General features: G+C 72.1%; 20 protein-coding genes. 7 read left to right on the top strand and 13 right to left on the bottom strand.

Annotated elements, in window-relative coordinates; translation table 11 throughout:
* Window positions 1-44: 44 nt before the first annotated feature.
* On the bottom strand, window positions 45-1,244 hold the full coding sequence (locus tag ASG23_RS17270; protein ID WP_056027601.1) for a zinc-dependent alcohol dehydrogenase: 1,200 nt from the start codon (window positions 1,242-1,244) through the stop codon (window positions 45-47).
* A 260-nt stretch (window positions 1,245-1,504) separates the two neighbouring features.
* Here ASG23_RS17270 and ASG23_RS17265 point away from each other — a divergent pair, with 260 nt between their 5' ends.
* Window positions 1,505-1,903, top strand: a complete 399-nt coding sequence (locus tag ASG23_RS17265) for a VOC family protein (protein WP_200941634.1) — start codon at window positions 1,505-1,507, stop codon at window positions 1,901-1,903.
* Between the two features lie 10 nt (window positions 1,904-1,913).
* On the opposite strand, the gene ASG23_RS17260 is transcribed toward ASG23_RS17265, so the two are convergent.
* On the bottom strand, window positions 1,914-2,501 hold the full coding sequence (locus ASG23_RS17260; RefSeq protein ID WP_157465722.1) for a CGNR zinc finger domain-containing protein: 588 nt from the start codon (window positions 2,499-2,501) through the stop codon (window positions 1,914-1,916).
* A gap of 57 nt (window positions 2,502-2,558) precedes the next feature.
* Between ASG23_RS17260 and ASG23_RS17255 the strand changes: the two genes are divergently transcribed.
* Window positions 2,559-4,067 (top strand): MFS transporter, encoded by a 1,509-nt coding sequence (locus tag ASG23_RS17255; protein WP_056027596.1) that lies wholly within the window; start codon window positions 2,559-2,561, stop codon window positions 4,065-4,067.
* Here ASG23_RS17255 and ASG23_RS17250 read toward each other — a convergent pair.
* The gene (locus tag ASG23_RS17250; protein WP_056027594.1) at window positions 4,064-5,032 is read right to left on the bottom strand and encodes an EamA family transporter; all 969 of its coding nucleotides are present in this window, start codon (window positions 5,030-5,032) and stop codon (window positions 4,064-4,066) included. The two genes, ASG23_RS17255 and ASG23_RS17250, sit on opposite strands and share 4 nt — an antisense overlap.
* Window positions 5,033-5,117: 85 nt before the next feature.
* Here ASG23_RS17250 and ASG23_RS17245 point away from each other — a divergent pair, with 85 nt between their 5' ends.
* On the top strand, window positions 5,118-5,687 hold the full coding sequence (locus ASG23_RS17245; RefSeq protein WP_056027592.1) for a CGNR zinc finger domain-containing protein: 570 nt from the start codon (window positions 5,118-5,120) through the stop codon (window positions 5,685-5,687).
* A 66-nt stretch (window positions 5,688-5,753) separates the two neighbouring features.
* Window positions 5,754-6,515, top strand: a complete 762-nt coding sequence (locus ASG23_RS17240; protein ID WP_200941654.1) for a deoxyribonuclease IV — start codon at window positions 5,754-5,756, stop codon at window positions 6,513-6,515.
* 86 nt (window positions 6,516-6,601) lie between these two features.
* Here ASG23_RS17240 and ASG23_RS17235 read toward each other — a convergent pair whose 3' ends face one another.
* The 4 genes from ASG23_RS17235 to ASG23_RS17220 all read right to left on the bottom strand — a co-directional run bounded on the left by ASG23_RS17235 (window position 6,602) and on the right by ASG23_RS17220 (window position 8,650).
* Entirely contained in the window at window positions 6,602-6,907 is a 306-nt protein-coding gene (locus ASG23_RS17235) for an SHOCT domain-containing protein (RefSeq protein WP_056027590.1), read from the bottom strand.
* A gap of 19 nt (window positions 6,908-6,926) precedes the next feature.
* Complete coding sequence (locus ASG23_RS17230; RefSeq protein ID WP_056027588.1) at window positions 6,927-7,376, bottom strand: DUF6325 family protein; 450 nt, start codon at window positions 7,374-7,376, stop codon at window positions 6,927-6,929.
* Window positions 7,377-7,620: 244 nt separating this feature from the next.
* Window positions 7,621-8,082: a Rieske (2Fe-2S) protein gene (locus ASG23_RS17225; protein ID WP_056027586.1), complete on the bottom strand. Its 462-nt coding sequence runs from the start codon at window positions 8,080-8,082 to the stop codon at window positions 7,621-7,623.
* Between the two features lies 1 nt (window position 8,083).
* A complete protein-coding gene (locus tag ASG23_RS17220) occupies window positions 8,084-8,650 on the bottom strand; it encodes a DUF6529 family protein (protein ID WP_056027584.1) in 567 nt (188 codons plus the stop codon).
* Between the two features lie 151 nt (window positions 8,651-8,801).
* On the opposite strand from ASG23_RS17220, the gene ASG23_RS17215 reads away from it, so the two are divergent.
* Complete coding sequence (locus tag ASG23_RS17215) at window positions 8,802-9,200, top strand: VOC family protein (RefSeq protein ID WP_056027582.1); 399 nt, start codon at window positions 8,802-8,804, stop codon at window positions 9,198-9,200.
* Window positions 9,201-9,257: 57 nt separating this feature from the next.
* Here ASG23_RS17215 and ASG23_RS17210 read toward each other — a convergent pair whose 3' ends face one another.
* On the bottom strand, window positions 9,258-9,764 hold the full coding sequence (locus ASG23_RS17210; protein WP_056027580.1) for a COG4315 family predicted lipoprotein: 507 nt from the start codon (window positions 9,762-9,764) through the stop codon (window positions 9,258-9,260).
* Between the two features lie 152 nt (window positions 9,765-9,916).
* Between ASG23_RS17210 and ASG23_RS17205 the strand changes: the two genes are divergently transcribed.
* Together ASG23_RS17205 and ASG23_RS17200 are read left to right on the top strand one after the other, a co-directional pair.
* Window positions 9,917-10,423 (top strand): sigma-70 family RNA polymerase sigma factor, encoded by a 507-nt coding sequence (locus ASG23_RS17205; protein ID WP_056027578.1) that lies wholly within the window; start codon window positions 9,917-9,919, stop codon window positions 10,421-10,423.
* Window positions 10,420-11,142 (top strand): anti-sigma factor family protein, encoded by a 723-nt coding sequence (locus ASG23_RS17200; RefSeq protein WP_056027576.1) that lies wholly within the window; start codon window positions 10,420-10,422, stop codon window positions 11,140-11,142. Before ASG23_RS17205 ends, ASG23_RS17200 begins: the two co-directional genes overlap by 4 nt.
* A 118-nt stretch (window positions 11,143-11,260) precedes the next feature.
* Here ASG23_RS17200 and ASG23_RS17195 read toward each other — a convergent pair whose 3' ends face one another.
* The 5 genes from ASG23_RS17195 to ASG23_RS17175 form a co-directional block, all read right to left on the bottom strand.
* Entirely contained in the window at window positions 11,261-13,177 is a 1,917-nt protein-coding gene (locus ASG23_RS17195; protein WP_056027574.1) for a SpoIIE family protein phosphatase, read from the bottom strand.
* 13 nt (window positions 13,178-13,190) lie between these two features.
* A complete protein-coding gene (locus tag ASG23_RS17190; protein WP_056027572.1) occupies window positions 13,191-14,276 on the bottom strand; it encodes an ANTAR domain-containing protein in 1,086 nt (361 codons plus the stop codon).
* A gap of 85 nt (window positions 14,277-14,361) precedes the next feature.
* The gene (locus ASG23_RS17185; protein ID WP_056027570.1) at window positions 14,362-14,706 is read right to left on the bottom strand and encodes a UBP-type zinc finger domain-containing protein; all 345 of its coding nucleotides are present in this window, start codon (window positions 14,704-14,706) and stop codon (window positions 14,362-14,364) included.
* Window positions 14,703-16,187, bottom strand: a complete 1,485-nt coding sequence (locus ASG23_RS17180; protein ID WP_082516295.1) for an ATP-binding protein — start codon at window positions 16,185-16,187, stop codon at window positions 14,703-14,705. The genes ASG23_RS17185 and ASG23_RS17180 overlap by 4 nt, the downstream gene beginning before the upstream one ends.
* Window positions 16,184-17,857: an FAD-dependent oxidoreductase gene (locus tag ASG23_RS17175; RefSeq protein WP_056027568.1), complete on the bottom strand. Its 1,674-nt coding sequence runs from the start codon at window positions 17,855-17,857 to the stop codon at window positions 16,184-16,186. The genes ASG23_RS17180 and ASG23_RS17175 overlap by 4 nt, the downstream gene beginning before the upstream one ends.
* Window positions 17,858-17,885 lie beyond the last annotated feature (28 nt).

The raw sequence follows: 17,885 nt of genomic DNA, 5'->3' as shown, positions 1-17,885 counted from the left end.
ACGGAGCGCCGCGACGGCTCGAGACCCGGCGCGGTGCTCCCTGCTCATGCCGCCGCGTGCGGGTCGAGCACGACCTTGATGCATCCGTCGTGCTTCTTCTGGAACATCTCGTAGGCGGCGGGGGCCTCGTGCAGGCTGACGCGGTGGGTCCGCAGGTCGAGGACGCCGAGCGGATCGGAGTCGTCGGTGACGAGCGGGAGCAGGTCGTCGGTCCAGCGGCGGACGTTGGCCTGCCCCATGCGCAGGGTCAGCTGCCGGTCGAACAGGTCCATCATCGGCAGCGGGTCGACAGCCCCGCCGTACACGCCGGAGATCGACACGGTGCCGCCGCGGCGCGTGATGTCGATCGCGGAGCGCAGGGCGTCGAGCCGGTCGATGCCGGCCTTCTCGATGAGGGGGGCCGCGAGCGCGTCCGGCAGCAGGGTGGCGGCGCGCTGCCCGACCGACGCGACGGGGGAGCCGTGCGCCTCCATGCCGACCGCGTCGACGGCGGCGTCGACTCCTCGCCCGTCGGTGAGCTCCCGAACGGCCGCGGCGAGGTCGTCGGTGGTGCTCAGGTCGATCACGTCGATGCCGTGCCGGCGTGCCATGGCGAGACGCTCGGGGACCAGGTCGATCCCGATCACGCGGGAGGCTCCGCGGTGCGCGGCGATGCGCGCGGTCATCTGTCCGATGGGCCCCAGCCCGAGGACGCCGATGGTGCCTCCAGCGGGGAGCTGCGCGTACTCGACGGCCTGCCAGGCGGTCGGCAGCACGTCGGAGAGGAAGAGGTAGCGCTCGTCCGGGCTCCCGTCGTCGGGGACGACGACCGGACCGAACTGCGCCTGGGGGACGCGAAGGTACTGCGCCTGGCCGCCGGGGACCTGACCGTAGAGCTTGGTGTACCCGAACAGTGCTGCACCCTTGCCCTGCTCCCGCACCTGGGTGGTCTCGCACTGCGAGTGCAGCCCGCGGCTGCACATCCAGCAGGTGCCGCACGCGATCCCGAAGGGGACGACGACGCGGTCACCGACGCGCAGCGAGCCCGCCTGGGTGCCGACTTCCTGCACGACGCCCATCGCCTCGTGGCCGAGGACGTCGCCGGCGTCGAGGTAGGCGCCGAGCACGGAGTACAGGTGGAGGTCCGACCCGCAGATGGCCGTGGAGGTGACACGGATGATCGCGTCGGTCGGCTCCTGGATCACGGGGTCGGCGACCTCCTCCACGCTCACGTTCTCGCGTCCTTGCCAGGTCAACGCCTGCATCTGGAGTTCTCCTCGCGGGGGTGTGCACGAGCGTCCACGCCGATGAGGTCGGCTCCGGTTCTCGTGCTCGGCTCCGTGGAACCGCGCCGGCGCCGCTGGCTTCGCGCCCATCCGACGCTAACCCGGCGCCCGACGCGCTGCCCGTCGAGTCACGCGGCCGGCGTGCGAGCGAGGTCGCAGAGCGGGAGCATCGTTCGCGAGGCTGCTCATGACGACGCCTGCGGACGCGTCCGCCGGCCCGGATCGACAGGAGAGTGCTCGTGGCGACGTTCCCCACCATCCGACAGGTGGTTCTCGACGCGGTCGACATCCGTGCACTGGCGGAGTTCTACCGCGAGCTGTTCGGCCTGGAGTACCGGTCAGGCGACGAGCCGGAGGCCGGCGAGAAGGACTGGCTGGTGCTGCGGTCATCGAGCGGCGTCCCGCTCGCGTTCCAGCAGGTGGAGACCCTGCCGGCGGTGACGTGGCCGGAGGGACCGGTCCCGCAGCAGCTGCACCTCGACACGACGGTTCCGGACACCGCGGAGCTCGATGTCCAGCACGAGCGGGCGCTCGGGCTGGGGGCTCGGCTGCTGCGCGACCGGTCCGACGATCCCGAGGAGCCGCTGCGGGTCTACGCCGACCCGGCGGGGCACCCGTTCTGCATCTTCGTCGGCTGAGGCCCTCGGTTCACTCGCCCGTGCGGCCGACCCGAGCGGCGTACGCACGCTTCATCTTGACGCGGTTGCCGCAGTCCGTCATCGAGCACCAGCGGCCCGACCGGTTGCGGGAGGCGTCGTAGTACGCCCACCTGCACTCGTCACGGGCGCAGACCTTCAGTCGCTCCCAGACGCCGTCGGCGCGGGCCTGGTCGACGGCGGTGAGCAGCGTCGCGATCGCGGTCGCGACCGGCCGGGGCTCGGCCGCCTCGAGCGCCCGCCGGCCTGTCGCGTCGAACCGGACGACCAGCGGGGTTGAGCGCAGTGCCGCGTTGCAGCGGTCCAGGACGCCGGTGTCAGGGTCGTGGCCGGCGTTGACCAGGAGCAGCTGCCGCAGTCCTTCACGCACGGCCACCACGAGCGCGAGGTCGGCCTCATGGAGGCGGGGCGACGTGTCGACGAGCCCGTGCGATCTCAACCATCCGCCCAGCACCGCCGGAGTGGTGAGCTCCTCCGTACCTGCTGCGAGGTCCGCCGAGTTGATGATGTCCTTGACGACGAGAGCCGCAGGTGGGATCGCGGACCGGACCTCGGCGTCGGCACTCTTCACATCGCGCATCACACCACTGTACGTGTCTGACTGGTGTCACACCGGTCAATAGCGTTCACTGGTGTGATGAGTGTCGTCGAGACGCGGGCGGGTGCCCGCGAGTGGACCGGCCTGGCGGTGCTCGCGCTTCCCTGCCTCGTCGTGTCGATGGGTTCGAACGTCCTGCACCTCGCGCTGCCGGGGATCTCCGGTGCGCTGGGCACGACGAACGAGCAGCTCCTGTGGATCGTCGACGGGTACGTCTTCCTGCTCGCCGGATCGCTGATGACGATGGGAGCGCTGGCCGACAGGATCGGACGTCGACGTCTCCTCCTGATCGGCGGCGGCGCTTACGGAGCGCTGTCCCTGGTGGCGGCTCTGTCCACGACGCCCGAGATGCTCATCGTCGTGCGGATGCTGCTGGGCGTCGCCGGCGCGACGCTCATGCCGTCCACGCTGTCCCTCATCCGCTCGATGTTCACCGATCAGGGGCAGCGCACCACGGCACTCGGCGTGTGGACCGCGAGCTTCGCGCTCGGCGGCGTGATCGGTCCTCTCGTCGGCGGCGTGCTGCTCGGCGCATTCTGGTGGGGGTCGGTGTTTTTCCTCGCACCGCCCGTCATGCTCCTGCTCGTCGTGCTCGGTCCGCGCCTGCTGCCCGAGTTCCGCGGCGATGACTCGCACGCCCTGGACGTGCGCAGCTTCGCACTCTCGCTGGTCTCGGTTCTCCTGCTCGTCTACGGGATCACGCGGCTCGCCGAGTCCGGCCCCGGTCCGCAGCCGCTGGCCGCCCTCGTCGTCGGCTCGGCCGTCGGCGCCCGGTTCCTCTCGCGTCAGCGTCGTCGACCCACGTTCGGGCTGGACCTCTTCCGGTGCCGCGCATTCACACTGCCGGTGGTGACGAACGCCGTCGCGTTCTTCGTGCTCTACGGCATGCAGTTCCTGCTCGCGCAGTACCTCCAGCTGGTGCTCGGGCTGTCACCGCTCGAGGCGGGCCTGTGGACCATCCCGTCGGCGCTCGGCTACCTGGTCGGGTCGGCGATCGCGCCGCACGTCGCCCACCGGCTGAGCCCCGGCTCCGCTCTCGGGGCCGGTCTGCTGGTGTCGGCGGTCGGGTTCGGTCTGCTCGTCCCCGTGCCGAGCGGCGGTGGGCTGACGCTGTACGTCGTGGCGTCGGTGATCCTCTCGGTGGGCCTGGCGCCGGTCTACGTCGTCGCCACCGGGTTGGCGGTGTCGGCTGCGCCGGAGCAGAGGGCCGGTATCGCCTCCGCCTTGCTCGAGACGTGCACCAACCTCGGCGGAGCGCTCGGGATCGCCGTCCTGGGCAGCGTGGCGGGGATCGTGTTCCGCGCCGAGATGCGTCGCAGCCCGCTGCCGGGCGTGCCGACGGGCGACCGGTCTCCCGCTCGGGGCACCATCGCAGGTGCGGTGGACGTCGCTCGTGACCTCCCTGCGTCGACGGCGGGACCGCTGCTCGACGCGGCGGGCGCGGCATTCGGCAACGCGTTCCAGGTGACTCAGGAGCTCGGCGCCGGCCTGCTCGTCACGTCGGCGATCAGTGTCGTGGTACTTCTGCGACGGATCTCCGCAGGCTAGACGCGGGCGTCAGCCACGGTTCGGGCTGGGTCGAGGACGGTCTCGACCTCGACCACGTCGGTCCCGCGCCGGACCAGGGCGATCCCGGCGATCACGAGGACCATCCCGACGATCTGGACGGGCAGCGGTGCCTCACCGACCAGTGCCCACGCGAGCAGCACGGCGACGAGGACCTCGGACAGGGCCAGGAAGGACGCGAGCCGTTCCCCGAGGAGCCGCACGGACAGGGCGCTCACGCCGTACGCGAAGGCGGTCGGGACGGTGGCGACGACGAGCAGCGGCACGATCCAGTGCACGTGTGCCCCGAGCATCTCGACCCGCACGTCCGGCGCCGCCAGGGGGAGCACCCCGAGCGCGGCGACGACGGCGACCGTGAGAGCTCCCACCGCCATCCCGGCGCCGGCCAGGGTGATCGGGGGGAGCTGGGACGGGCGGCCGGTGAACGCGAAGTACGCGGCGTTGCCGACGGCGGAGACGAGGGCGAACACCAGCCCGACCGGGTCCAGCTCCAACGACCCGGTGAGGTCGAGGACGAAGACCAGTCCACCGGTCGCGAGCGCAGCGCCCACGAGCGTGGCGCGGGTGGGTGCCTGCCGATCCTTCGCCCACCGCCAGGCGACCAGCAGGATCGGTCCGGTGTACTCGATGAGCAGGGCGACGGCGACGGGGAGCCGGTCCACCGCGAGGTAGTACATGGTCGAGGCGGTGGCCACGCCCAGCACGCCGAAGCCGAGGATGGTGCGCCACTCGTCGCGCACCACGTGCCAGCGTCCGCGGACGGCCCACGCCGCCGGGAGGGCCAGCAGCAGCGCGGCGACGGAGAGCCGCACGAGGATCGCGGAACCGGGTGACCACCCGGCTACGAGCAGCGGCTTGACCACCGGGCCGCTGGTGGCGAAGGCGACGGCGGCGACGAGACCTGCGACGATGCCGACGGAGCGGTTCGTCGCGACGGTCTGGGGCATCGCCGTGGTCTCCCGTCCGCACAGATGTCATGAGTGAAGTTCGATTACACTCATGACGCTACCTAGGATGCCGACAGGAGTCAAAGTGGTTTTCGCGCCTGACACCGAGATGAGCATCGCCGCGGCCGTCGAGATGGTGAACACTGCTCGCCGCCGCGACGGCCACGACGCGATGGCGACCGTCGACGACGTCACCGAGTTCTACACGCGCTGGGGCTACACGGCGCGGCACGACGGAGACACCACCGAGCTCGCCGCGGTGCGCGACGCACGCGACCAGATCGCAGCCCTGTGGGACGTCGACCGCGACACCGCGGCCGGCACTCTCAACGAGATGCTGGCGCGCGGGGGAGCGGTGCCCTACCTCACGCGGCACGACGACCTGGACTGGCACCTGCACGGCACCGCACCCCACTCCCCGCTGGCGACCGTCCTGCTCGTCGAGACGGCGATGGCGATGGCCGACGTGGTGCGCAGCGCCGAGTACGACCGGCTCCAGCGTTGCGAGGCCGACGACTGCGACGCCGTCCTCGTCGACCTGTCCCGGAACCGGTCGCGCCGGTTCTGCGACGTCAACGGCTGCGCGAACCGGGCGCACGTCGCTGCCTACCGTGCCCGTCGCGCCGGCGCGCCGGCCCTCCGCCAGGAGGACTGACCACACCTGTGCGACTGTCACCGGTCCGGTCTAGCCTGGCGCGTGCCCGACCGGAGGGAGACCGACGTGGTGCTCATCGGCGCCCATGTGCGTGGTGACGACCCGGTGGCAACCGCCGCCGAGCTGGACGCAGAGTGTGTCCAGCTGTTCTTGGCCGACCCGCAAGGCTGGAAGAAGCCGGTCCCGCGCGACGACGCAGACGCCTTGGTGGCCTCGGGCCTCGGCATCTACGCGCACGCGCCGTACCTGGTGAACGTCGCGTCGACCAACAACCGGATCCGGATCCCGAGCCGGAACATGATCGCGCAGCACGCCGCCGCCGCAGCAGGCCTGGGCGCGCGAGCACTCATCGTGCACGGGGGCCACGTCGGCGACGGTGACGACATCGCGGTCGGCATCGAGAACTGGCGCAAGACGTTCGAGCGCGCGACGTTCCCCGTGAAGATCCTGGTCGAGAACACGGCCGGTGGTGAGAACGCGTGCGCCCGGACCCTCGACGGGCTCGCGATGCTCTGGGACGCGATCGGCGGCTACGACGTCGGGCTGTGCCTCGACACGTGCCACGCGTGGGCGGCGGGGGAGGACCTGGAGACCGTGGTCGAGCGGGTGCGGCGCATCACGGGGCAGGTCGACCTGGTGCATGCCAACAGCTCGCGTGACGCGCAGGGCTCCGCGCGCGACCGGCACGCGGGCTTCGCGTCGGGCACGATCCCGCCCGAGCTGATCGCTCACGTCGTGCGGGAGGCCGGCTGCGACGCGCTCGTCGAGACCCCGGCGGAGAGCCAGGCTCAGGACATCGCGTTCCTGCGGGCGGCCCTCGCCGGGTGAGCGCGGCGGTCGCCTGATCCCCGCAGAACGACCCCGGTCCGGCACGTAGCTCGTGCCGGACCGGGGTCGTGTGCGTCTCGGACGCGTCAGCTCGTCAGGATGCGGTTCTTCTGCACCTCGAACTCGGTGTCACTGAGCACGCCGGCGTCCCGCAGCGAGCCCAGCTGGGCGAGCTGGGCCAGCTTGGCGTCCATGTCCGGGCCGGGGGGCGGCGGCGCGTAGACCGGCGCGGGAGCGGCGTACTGCGGCGGCGGTGGTGCGGCGGCGGCCTGCTGCTGCTGCTCCTGGTCGGCCCAGCGTCCGGCCTGTCGCCGGGAGACCCGGTTCGAGACGCTGGTGGCGGTTCCTGCGATGACGGCGGTCCTGGCGACCCCGCGGATCAGTCCTGGCATCGGTAGCTCCTCCTCGGTTTCAGGCGACGGGTTCGATGGCGTCCAGGGCAGCGATGACCGCCTGCACCGGGATGCGTCCGCTGGCGACGAGCTGGCCACCCGCGCGCCGCAGGGCCACCGCGAACGGGGCGGCCCACAGGTTCTCGTACACGAACACCGCGGCGGCATCCCCAGGGGACAGCGCGTTCGCGGCCTCCGCGAGGTCGTCGTCGCCCAGGAGGCCGGACGACGCGCCGTCGAAGATCGTGAGGTCGACACCGCCGTCGGTCAGCTCGGTCAGCTCCAGGCCGGAGACGGAGCCGTCCTCCGCCTTCTGGATGAAGGACAGGTCGAGGATGCGGATGATGCCGCGCTCCACCAGGTCGACCAGGATGGGAAATGCCTCACCGGTGAAGTGAGCGTGCGGGAAAGCGACTACCAGGTAGTCGATGGGGCCTGTCTCCTCGAGCCCCGCCAGATCCTGCGTCATTCGGGCCGTCCTCTCGCTGTTTCCGTTCGACATCAGCACGAGGACTCGACACGTCCCCGTCGCCCGGGCACCGGCGCCGTCACGGTCGCCTCGTGCCCGTCGTCTTGGAACGTACCACCCAGGTCAGGCGTGTCCAGACAAGAGGCGGCGACGTCTCAGCCGCGCAGTGCCGCCAGCATCGCGCCGGCGGTCGCGGCCGCTCCGGCGATCCACAGGAGCGTGGGCAGGCGCCCCCAGAAGGACCTCATGCGCGCAGCACCTCGCCCTGGTCGGTGACCTCGATGTCCTCCGGCTCCAGCGGGTCGCTCGCCGGGCCCCGGACCACGGCGCCCGTCGCCGCGTCGAACGCGCTGCCGTGGCAGGGGCACCGGATCTCGCCGTCCTGCACACCGGCGACGAGGCAGCCCTGGTGGGTGCACACCGCCGAGAAGCACCGGACCGAGTCGCCGTCGCGGGTGAGCACCAGCTTGTCGTCGCTCAGCACCATGCCGCCGCCGTCGGGGATGTCGTCGACGGCCGCCAGGAAGTGCGAGTCCTCGCCGTCACCGCCGGACCCCTTCCCCGAGGAGTCGCCGTCGTCGTTATCGCCCTCGGAGCCGGGTACCGGTCCGAGCGCCACGAAGCCGACGTACCCGAGCGCGCCGGCCGCGAGCGCGACGCCGGTCCCCTCGAGCACCGACCGGCGGCTGACCTGTGGGGTGCCCATGTCAGTAGCTCACCTCCCCGGACTGGCTGAAGAACCACAGCGCGGAGCTGAACCAGAGGACCACGATGGCGCCCGCGAGGAGGCCGCCGAGGAGGGGCACGGTGATCGAGGGCAGCCCACGCAGGCGCAGGGCCAGCATCTTCGCCGCGAACACGCCGTAGAGCACGCATCCGGCGACGGAGTGGACGAGCACGCGGACGGACTCGTCCTCGAAGCCGAGGGACCACACGCAGTGGAAGACCACCGGCAGCGTCAGCAGGAACGCGACGGTGCCGGACCATCGGTGCAGACCGGACACCCAGGCGGGTGTGTCCGTCACCCCGGGAAGCCGACCCCACATCGCCAAGGCCGAGAGCACCTGGACGACGACGAGGGCGGTGGCCGCGGTGGTCAGCCACGCCTTCATCTCGAGCATGCTGGCGAACCCGAGAGTCGTGAGGGCGGCTCCGTCGCCCGGGTGCATCTCCGCGTACGCCGCGAGCGCGGCCGCCACGGCGAGTCCGACCGCCCCGAGCACGGCCAGCCCCCACTGCGACGGGGCCTCGGGCGCGCGCGCGTCGGTGCTCACCGGTCGATGGTGGCCCGAGAAGCGCCGACGGGGAAGGCCTGCGGGTGAGGTGCTGCACACATGTGCACGAGCCCTGGACGGTCGTCCGTCACGGTTCTAGCGTCGAGGAGCCGGCCCGCCGACGGACGGCTGGCCCGCAACGGGAGGCACCATGCTCGCCGACCACGCCGCCATCCCCGTCCTCGCCGTCAGTGACCTGGACCGGGCCCGGGAGTTCTACGAGGGAACGCTGGGGTTCTCCAGCGGTCCCGACGTGCCCGACGGCGTCATCTACCGCACGTCCAACGGCGGGTTCCTGGTATACCCGTCCGCCTACGCCGGCACCAACAAGGCGACCGGGATCTCCTTCCAGCTGTCCTCGGACGCGTTCGACACCGAGATCGCCGCACTGCGAGCCGCCGGGATCCAGTTCCAGACGTTCGATCTGCCGGGCGACGCCACGTGGACCGACGGTGTCCTGACCGACGGAACCATGAGCGCGGCCTGGTTCGCCGACCCCGACGGGAACGTCCTCAACGTCGAGACGGACCCGCGCAACGGTCTCGGCTGACGGACCGCGCCCGACCCGGACGACGGCCGACGCGACCGACGTCCGGGTCCGCGCGCGTCAGTCATCGATCTCGGAGCCGTCCGGCGCGATGACGTACCAGACGTCGTTGACGCCCTGTCCCTTCACGTCTCCGGGTGCCGTGTCCTGCGCGAACGTGTAGACCGGTCGACCGTCGATGGTGATCTGCGTCGACCCGTCGGTCGCGGTGATCGTGCCGACCTCACCGGTCACGCCCTCGACCGTCGGTGTGTCGGACTCCGTGGTGATGGGCGGCCAGGCCGTCAGGCAGTCGCCCTCGCAGGCGCTCGCGCCGGAGTCCTTGGTGTCGTTGAGGAAGTAGTACGCGGTCATGCCGTCGCCGTCGACGACGATCATGCCCAGCTCGGAGTCGGCCGTCGTGAGGTCGACCGACATCTCCTCCGTCATCTCCTCCGCCGGCGACTCCTCGGCGCTGGTCGCGTCGCCCGCCGGTTCGGGCGTCTCCTCGTCAGAACCGCCTCCGCACGCAGTCAGGGTGGCCGCAGCCACGAGCGCAGTGATCGAGTACAGGATGGTCCGTCGCACGATGGTCTCCTCTGGTCGTAGCCGGCCCCGGCCCCGGGACCTGCTACGTGGGACTACGAGGCCGCCGACCCGACGGTTCACGCACCCGCTGAACCTCCCGCGGGGGTTCATCGTTGAGTGGGTAGACGGACCGATGACGGGCAGGAGGCGGCGTGGCCGAGGAACCCGACGCGCTCCTGCGCGCTCTCCACGAGTCCTACGCGCGACCGCTGCAGAGCTACGTCGTGCGCCTGACCGGCGACCGTGCGCTCGCCGAGGACGTGGTGCAGGAGGCGATGGTGCGGGCGTGGAAGCATCCGGAGGTGCTCGCGCGCGAGGAGGGGGCGGCGCGCGCGTGGCTCTACACCGTGGTCCGCAACCTCGTGATCGACGACCGCCGCAGCGCACGCCACGCGCGGGAGCGCACGACGGCCGCGGCTCCCGACACGCCGCAGCCCGACGCGTCCCAGGCGGTGCTCGACAGCTGGTTGGTGGCTGATGCGCTCGAGCAGCTCACGCCCGAGCACCGGGCCGTCGTGGTCGGCGCCTATTACGGCGGACGATCCGTCGCGGAGCTGGCCCGCGAGCAGCGGATCCCGGAGGGGACCGTGAAGTCCCGGATGCACTACGCGCTGCGCGCGCTGCGTCTCGCGCTCCAGGAGAGAGGAGTCTCGGCATGACCGGCCGCGACACGGACGACCAGCGGGCCACGGGCGAGGACCCGTTCCGCGAGTGGGACGCGGCCTACGTGCTCGGGTCGCTGGACCCCGCGGACCGCCGCGCGTTCGAGGACCACCTGCGCACGTGCGCCTCCTGCCATGCGGCCGTCGCCGAGCTGGCGGGGATGCCCGGGCTGCTGCGGATGGTGCCGGCCGACGAGGCGACCGCCCTCGGTGGGCACCCGGCGGCCGAGGTCGTGGAGCTGGCCTCCGTGGCACGTGCCGTGCACCGGGAACGACGGCGCCGCACCGCCGTGCTGGCGAGCGCGGCGGCGGTGCTGCTGGTGCTCGCCGGGGTCGCCGGTGTGCTCCTCGGTCGACCGGCTGCGACCCCGGTGGCCGTCCCGTCGGCGTCCTCGCAGGTCACGGAGCTGCAGCTGGAACCGGTCGGTGCTGCCGCGGTCAGCGCAGACCTCACCCTGCAGGAGAAGCGCTGGGGCACCCGGATCGACTGGGAGTGCCGGTACCCGTCGTCGGCGGGGCCCTACGACACGGTGCCGACGTACGAGCTGGTGCTCGTCGACGACGACGGCACGAGCACGGTCGTCGCGACGTGGACCGGGGGTGCCACCGGGGCACGAGGGCTCGGCGCGTCGTCGAGCATCGTCACGGACACGATCCGGCGGGTGGAGATCCGGGTGCAGGGGTCGGACACGGCGCTGGCAGCCGCGCGGACCTGACCTGAGCGTCGCAGGCGAGCACCGTCCCGACACCGCGACGGTGCTCGCCGCGGCATCAGCCTCGGGACGCCTGCGCAGCCGGGACGTCTCCCGAGACGTCCCGGAAGATCTCGGCCGATCAGCTGTCCGAGGAGACGAACGGCGTGCCCGCCACCTCCAGGGTCTGAGCGGCCGGCGTCCCTGCGGGCGCGATGACCTCGAGACGGTCGATGGTCAGCAGGAGGGACTCCAGGACCCGCACACCGGCGCTGCCCAGGTGCACGACGTCGCGCAGGTCGATCGTGACCGGCACCAGCCCGTTGCGGGAGAGCCGCAGGATCTCCGCCTGCACCTGCGCCGCGGCGGCGCGGTGGTCGACCGCCCCACCGACTCTTACGACGCGGGAGTCGGACCGGTCGGTGTTGACCGCCAGCGGCGCTGTGTCGCGCGGGCCCAGACCGACGACGACATCGGCCTGGTCGACGGGGGCAGGCCGGCGGGCCGGGCACTCCAGGGTCACCGTGGTGCCGTCGGCCGCGGTCTGGACGCTCACCTGCAGACCCGCGGACGCCATCATGCTGAACCCGCGTCCTCGTTCTCCCGGGTCGAGGTCCGGTTCCCGCCAGCGTCCGTGGTCGCGGACGACGACCTCGATGATCGCGTCGTCCCGGATCCTGGCGTCGATCTCGACCTTCCCGGTCCTGCCTTCCGGGGCGTCGCGGTAGGCGTGCTCGACCGCGTTGGCCATGACCTCGCTGACGCCCAGGACGAGCGCGGCCCGGTCGCGCGTGCCGAGCCCGACACCACGGCCCCACGCGTCGATCTCCCCGCGGACGTCGGCGAGCTGGCCCGGCTGCGCCGGCACACCGATGTGGAGCGGTGCGGGGGCGTCCCGGCGATGGGCGGCGAGGACCGTGACGTCGTCGGTGAAACCCCCGTCGGTCAGGACCGCGGGCACGTGCTGGCAGATGCGGCTCGCGATGGAGGGATTGGCACGGAACGCTTCCGACGCCCCCCGGTAGGCCTGGACCGCCGTGGTCTCGAGCACCGCGATGCCTTCACGCAGCGGCCGGTGGAGGTTCTCCACCAGGCCGTCGGTGAACAGGACGATCGCGTCCCCGTCCCGCAGTCGGGTGGTCGAGACGCGGCCCTCGGTCCGCGAGCCGAGCGGCCCGTCGCCGGTGGTCGGCAGGATGCGAGCACCGTCCGGACCCACCACGAGGGGGGCGGGGTGCCCCCGGGTGGCGTACTCCAGGTCGCCCGTGTGCGGGTCGAGCAGCGCGACGCACAGGGTGGCGGCGAACGCACCCGACACGCGTCCGGCGAACGCCTCGACGGCGTCCAGCGCGTCGAGGATGCCGGCACCCTCGAGCAGGCGGGCAGCCAGCACGGCGCGCAGCTGGCTCATGATCGCCGACGCCTCGACGCCGTGCCCCACGACGTCGCCGACGGTCAGCGACACGCGTCCGTCCGGGAGCGTCGCCGAGTCGAACCAGTCCCCGCCGGCCGCCTGCTCCAGGCCTGCCACCAGGTAGGACGCCGCGACGTCCACGCGCGGCAGCAACGGGACGGTCGAGGGGAGGAGGGCACCCTGCAGGCGGAGCACCACCTCACGGGCCCGCGCCAGCCGCTCGTCGGCGGTGGCGGCGCCGGAGCGCTCGAGATTCGCGGCGCGGACGCGCGCGGTGACGTCGACACCCGCCGCGATAGCACCGAGCAGCGCACCGGACTCGTCCTGCCACGGCGTGACGCGCAGGTCGATCCACAGGCCGGAGGCCGGGTCGGACCAGTCGGGCACCACGGGGATCGCGTCCTCGTGGAACCGCGAACCGGTGCGGACCACCTCGGACAGGGCCGTCACGACGGTCTGGATCCCGGGGTCGCGCAGGTCCTCGAGCCGGACGCCCACCAGGTGGTCGTGCTGCAGGAGCGTGCGGGCGCCCTGGTTGGCCGCCACGATGCGCAGGTCGGGGGCGCGCACGGCGATCTGGATACCGGGGGAGGCGTCGAACGCTCGCAGGACCGCGGCCTCGTCGGGTGACCCGTCGACAGCCATCCTCGGTGCCTCCTCAGCTGGTCGGTGCGGCCTGGTCCAGCTCCGGTGACGTGCCCGCGGGGGCGGTGATGACGTCCAGGCCGTGCGCTCCGGCCAGCCCGAGGCTGGCCCCGGAGGAGAGCACGATACGCATCTTCACACCTGCGGCCGCGCTGCGCCGGTGGGCAGCGGTCAGCGCCGAGACGCCGACTGAGCCCAGGTGCGTCACCTGCCGCATGTCGACGACCATCGACCCCACCTGGCGGGCCTTGATCATGAGCTGGGTGACGGCTGCCGTGAGCTCGTGGGCGGTCGCCAGGTCGACCGGTCCCTGGACGCGGACGATCGGCACCTCGCCCTTCGTGTCGAACGTGGTGTGCAGCCCCGGGGTCGTCAGGCCCACAGGCGGCTCCGGTGCGCCGTCGGTGAGGCTCGCGAAGTAGAAGTCGTCGAGCCGCTGCCGCGTGTCCGAGCCGAGCCCGCCCCCGGCCTCGACGGCCGCGACGAGCCGCTCCGCGAGCGTCAGGAGCCGGACGTTGCGCTGCTGCGAGCCCCACCGCAGCAGCTCGAAGGCCGCGTCGCCGTCGATTCCGTAGCCGAGCATCAACGCGCCCTTGGCCTGGTCGATCACGGCGTGCGAGCGCAGCGCCTGCGTCAGCTCCTCGTTGACCTGGAGCGCGACGGCGTCCCGCTGAGCGGCCGTGATGTCCACCAGGAAGCCGGCCACGGTGCGGAGCGTGTCGTCGTCCGAGCCCCCCGAACCGGTAAGCGTCACGGACCGTTCCGCACCCGTGAGGTCGAGCAGACGGTACTGGCAACCGAACGGCAGCCCATCGACGCCACACTGCCCGAGGGCGTCCAGGACACGGCCGCGGTCCTCGGGGTGGATGTGACGCGACATGATCGCGAGGGTCGGAACCACGTCGCCGGGCGCCATCCCGTGGATCAGGAACATCCCGTCGGACCACCGCCACCGGCCCGTGGACGCCGTGTACTCGAAGCGGCCGACCAGAGCGGTTCGGGGAGTGGTGTGGGTGGTCACGACGTCCTCCGCGGCGCCCCGGAGGCCGGGGCGTGAGCTCTCCGTGGGCTCGTTGCTGAACCCGGTGAGGTCGGGCACGAGCCCGACATGATGCGATCCGCAGCGTATGTCAGGATGCGGCGCTGGGCTCGTCGAGGGCGTCCGGTGCAGCCCGTCGAAGGCGTCAGTGCAGGCGGCGGCGCCAGTCGTCGGGGACGCGACCGGCCGGGCCCGGCACGGTCTGCTCGAGGGGGCGGTGCTCGGGGGCCGCGAGCGCGGGACCCTGCGTGTAGTCGTCGGCCGCAAAGTCCCAGAACCAGCCCTCGCCGGGCTCGAACGTGCGCATCACGGGGTGCCCGGTCTCGCGGAAGTGCGCGGTCGCGTGCTGCGACGGGGAGGTGTCGCAGCAGCCCACGTGGCCACAGGTGGCGCAGCGGCGCAGGTGGAACCACCAGCCGTCGGTGGCATCGCACTCGAGGCAGCCGGTCCCGCTCGGCGGCACCGTCGGGTCGATGGGGGCCTGCGTCATGGGGTGGGTCCTTCCGTCGGGGAGTACGGCAGCCGGACGAGGAAGCGCGTGTCGCCCGGCTCGGAGGAGACGGTGAGGTCGCCGTGGTGCTTCCCGACGACGATCCGCCACGAGATGTCGAGCCCGAGGCCGGTGCCGGAGCCGACGGGCTTGGTGGTGAAGAACGGTTCGAAGATCCGGCCGACGACGCTCTCCGGGATGCCGGCGCCGGTGTCGGCGACCTCGACCTCGAGCCAGTCGTCGACGCGCCGGGTGGTCAGGGTCAGGGTTCCGTACCCGTCCATCGCCTGCGCCGCGTTGTCGATGAGGTTGGTCCACACCTGGTTGAGCTCGGCGCCGAACACGTGTATCGGCGGCACCGTCCGGTCGTAGTCCTTGACCACGGTGACCCCGTCGCCCAGCTGCCGTTCGAGCATGGTGACCGTGCTGTCCAGCAGCTCGTGGATGTCGACGGTCTGGTCCGGTGCGCGGCCGATCTGCGAGTACTGCTTGGCAGCGCCGACGAGCGCCGAGATCCGCCCGGTCGCGTCCTCGACCTCGTTCATCAGCGACTCGGTCTCCAGCGTGTACGCGAGCCACCGGACCGCACCCTCGAGCACCTCGGGGCCGACGCAGGACGCGACCGTGTCGAGCCAGTGGGTCCCCAGCCCGGCGGCGACGAAGCTCGGAGCTAGCTCCCAGCCGCCGGCGATGTCGTGGTCCTCCATCCACTCGCCGAGCGCATCCTCCAGGTCGGAGACCTCCAGCGCCGTCGGGACCACGTCGGACGCCCGTGCGCCCGCCAGGGCGGCGACAGCCTTCTCCTGCAGGTGGATGATCTGTGCCAGCTGCTCGCGGTCGTACGGTCCGGACGCGATGAGCGCGAGCTTGTGCCGCATCCCCGCGACGCGCTCGCGCAGGGTCGCGGTGGCCCGGGTCGCGGCGGCCGCAGGGTTGTTCAGCTCGTGCGTCAGGCCCGCTGACAGGGACCCCAGCGCCAGCAGACGCTCGCGCTGGCCGGTTGCCGCCTGCGAGCTCTGCTGACCGAAGAACAGGCCCTCCAGCAGGTGGACCGCCATCGGGAACCAGTCGGTCATGAACGACGCGAAGTCGGCGGCGGCGAGCACGTAGTACCGGGACCGCTCCAGGACGCGAAGGGTCTGCGAGTAGGTCTGCGGCACCCGGTCGCCCAGGTAGGCACCCCACGCCCCCGCGTACACGCCGACCTGGCCCGTGCGCGCGATCTCGACGTCGTCGGCACCGACCCGGCGGTACATGGCGAGCGAGCCCTCGAGCAGCACGTAGAAGTCCGTCGCCGGGTCGCCCTCGCGGTAGAGCACCCCGGGCTCGACGTGCTCGACGTGGCCGTGCCCGCACAGCCAGAGGAGCTGCTCGTCGCTCAGGTGCTCGAACAGGAACAGGGTGCGCAGCTCGTCGATGTCGCAGGCGAGGTGCGTGCGGATCGTCGTCGCGAGCGGTGTGGTGGGTTCCGTGGTGGTCACAGCTGCTCCAGGTAGCGGTGGACGAGCATCACGGCCATGGCGCCCTCGCCCACGGCGGACGCCACGCGCTTGGCGGACTCGGCACGCACGTCGCCGGCCGCGAAGACCCCGGGGACGCTCGTCTCCAGGTGGTACGGAGGACGGTCGAGCGGCCACGAGTCGGGCACCTTGCCCTCGACCAGGAGGTCATGACCGGCACACACGAACCCGTGGTCGTCGCGGGTCACGGTGCCGTCCAGCCACGTGGTCAGGGGTGCGGCCCCGATGAACACGAACAACCAACCGGTGTCGACGGATTCCTGCTCGCCCGTGACGGTGTCGCGCAGCACGATCCGCTCGAGGTGGTCGTCCCCGACGGCCTCCACCACCTCGCTGCGGGTACGGACGCGGATGCGGTCGTTCTGCTCCACCTGCGCGATGAGGTACCGGGACATCGACTGGTCCAGCGACGCCGCGCGCACGACGAGCGTCACCGACCTCGCGTGCCTGGACAGGTACATCGCGGCCTGCCCCGCGGAGTTGGCGCCGCCGACGACGTAGATGTCCTGGTCCTCGCACGCGCTCGCCTCGGTGAGGGCGGAGCCGTAGTAGACCCCGCGCCCGGTCAGCGCCCCGATCCCGGGTCCGGCGAGCTCACGGTAGGCGACGCCGCTGGCCACGATGACGGTGTGGGCGTCGACCGTGCTGCCGTCGTCGAACCGCACCGTCCGCGCCGCACCGCGCACCTCCAGGGCCACGGCGTCCCGGGTCATGACGATCTCCGCGCCGAACTTCAGCGCCTGCCGCCGTGCCCGCTCGGTGAGCTGCGCGCCGGAGACGCCGTCGGGGAAGCCGAGGTAGTTCTCGATCCGCGAGCTCTGCCCGGCCTGCCCGCCCGTGGCGGTCCGCTCGACCAGTGCGGTGCGCAGGCCCTCCGACGCCCCGTACAGCGCGGCGCTCAGCCCCGCCGGTCCGCCGCCGATGACGACCAGGTCGTAGAAGCGTTCCGACGGGCTCACCGACAGACCGACCTGCTCCGCCAGCTCACCGTCGCTGGGTGCGACGAGCACCTCGCCCTGCGTGGTGACCACGACGGGCAGGGTCGTGTCGTCCGCGCCGGCGACGTCGAGCAGGACGCGGCCCTCGGGACTGTCGCTGGCGTACCAGCGGTACGGCACCTGGTTGCGCGCCAGGAACTCCCGCACCTCCGACGACCTCGCCGACCACCGGTGGCCGACCACCTTCGTCTCGTGGACGGTCCTGGGCGGGTGGGCGGTCCACGCCTCGAGCTGCGCGTCGAGCACCGGGTAGAACTTCTCCTCGGGCGGGTCCCACGGCTTGAGCAGGTAGTGGTCGAGGTCGACCACGTTCACCGCGTCGATCGCGACGTCCGTGTCGGCGTACGCGGTGAGCAGGACGCGCCGTGCCTGCGGGTAGATGTCCATCGCCTGCTCGAGGAACTCGATGCCGGTCATCCCCGGCATCCGGTGGTCTGCCAGCAGGACGGCGACCTGGTCGCCGCGCAGCCGGAGCTCACGCAACGCGTCCAGCGCGAGCGGACCCGAGTCGGCGCGGACCACACGGTACGCGTCCCCGTAGCGTCGTCGCAGGTCCCGCGCCACCGACCGGGACACCGCGGGGTCGTCGTCGACCGTCAGCAGCACCGGCTTGCGGGTGGAAGCGTCCTCCACGTGGTCCCCTCTCGTCAGGTTCTCGTCG

The sequence above is a fragment of the Cellulomonas sp. Leaf395 genome (assembly GCF_001424125.1).
In the GTDB taxonomy this organism is placed as follows: Bacteria; Actinomycetota; Actinomycetes; order Actinomycetales; family Cellulomonadaceae; genus Cellulomonas.
Note: the sequence above shows the minus strand (reverse complement) of the source record. Positions and strands in the feature narration are given on the sequence as shown.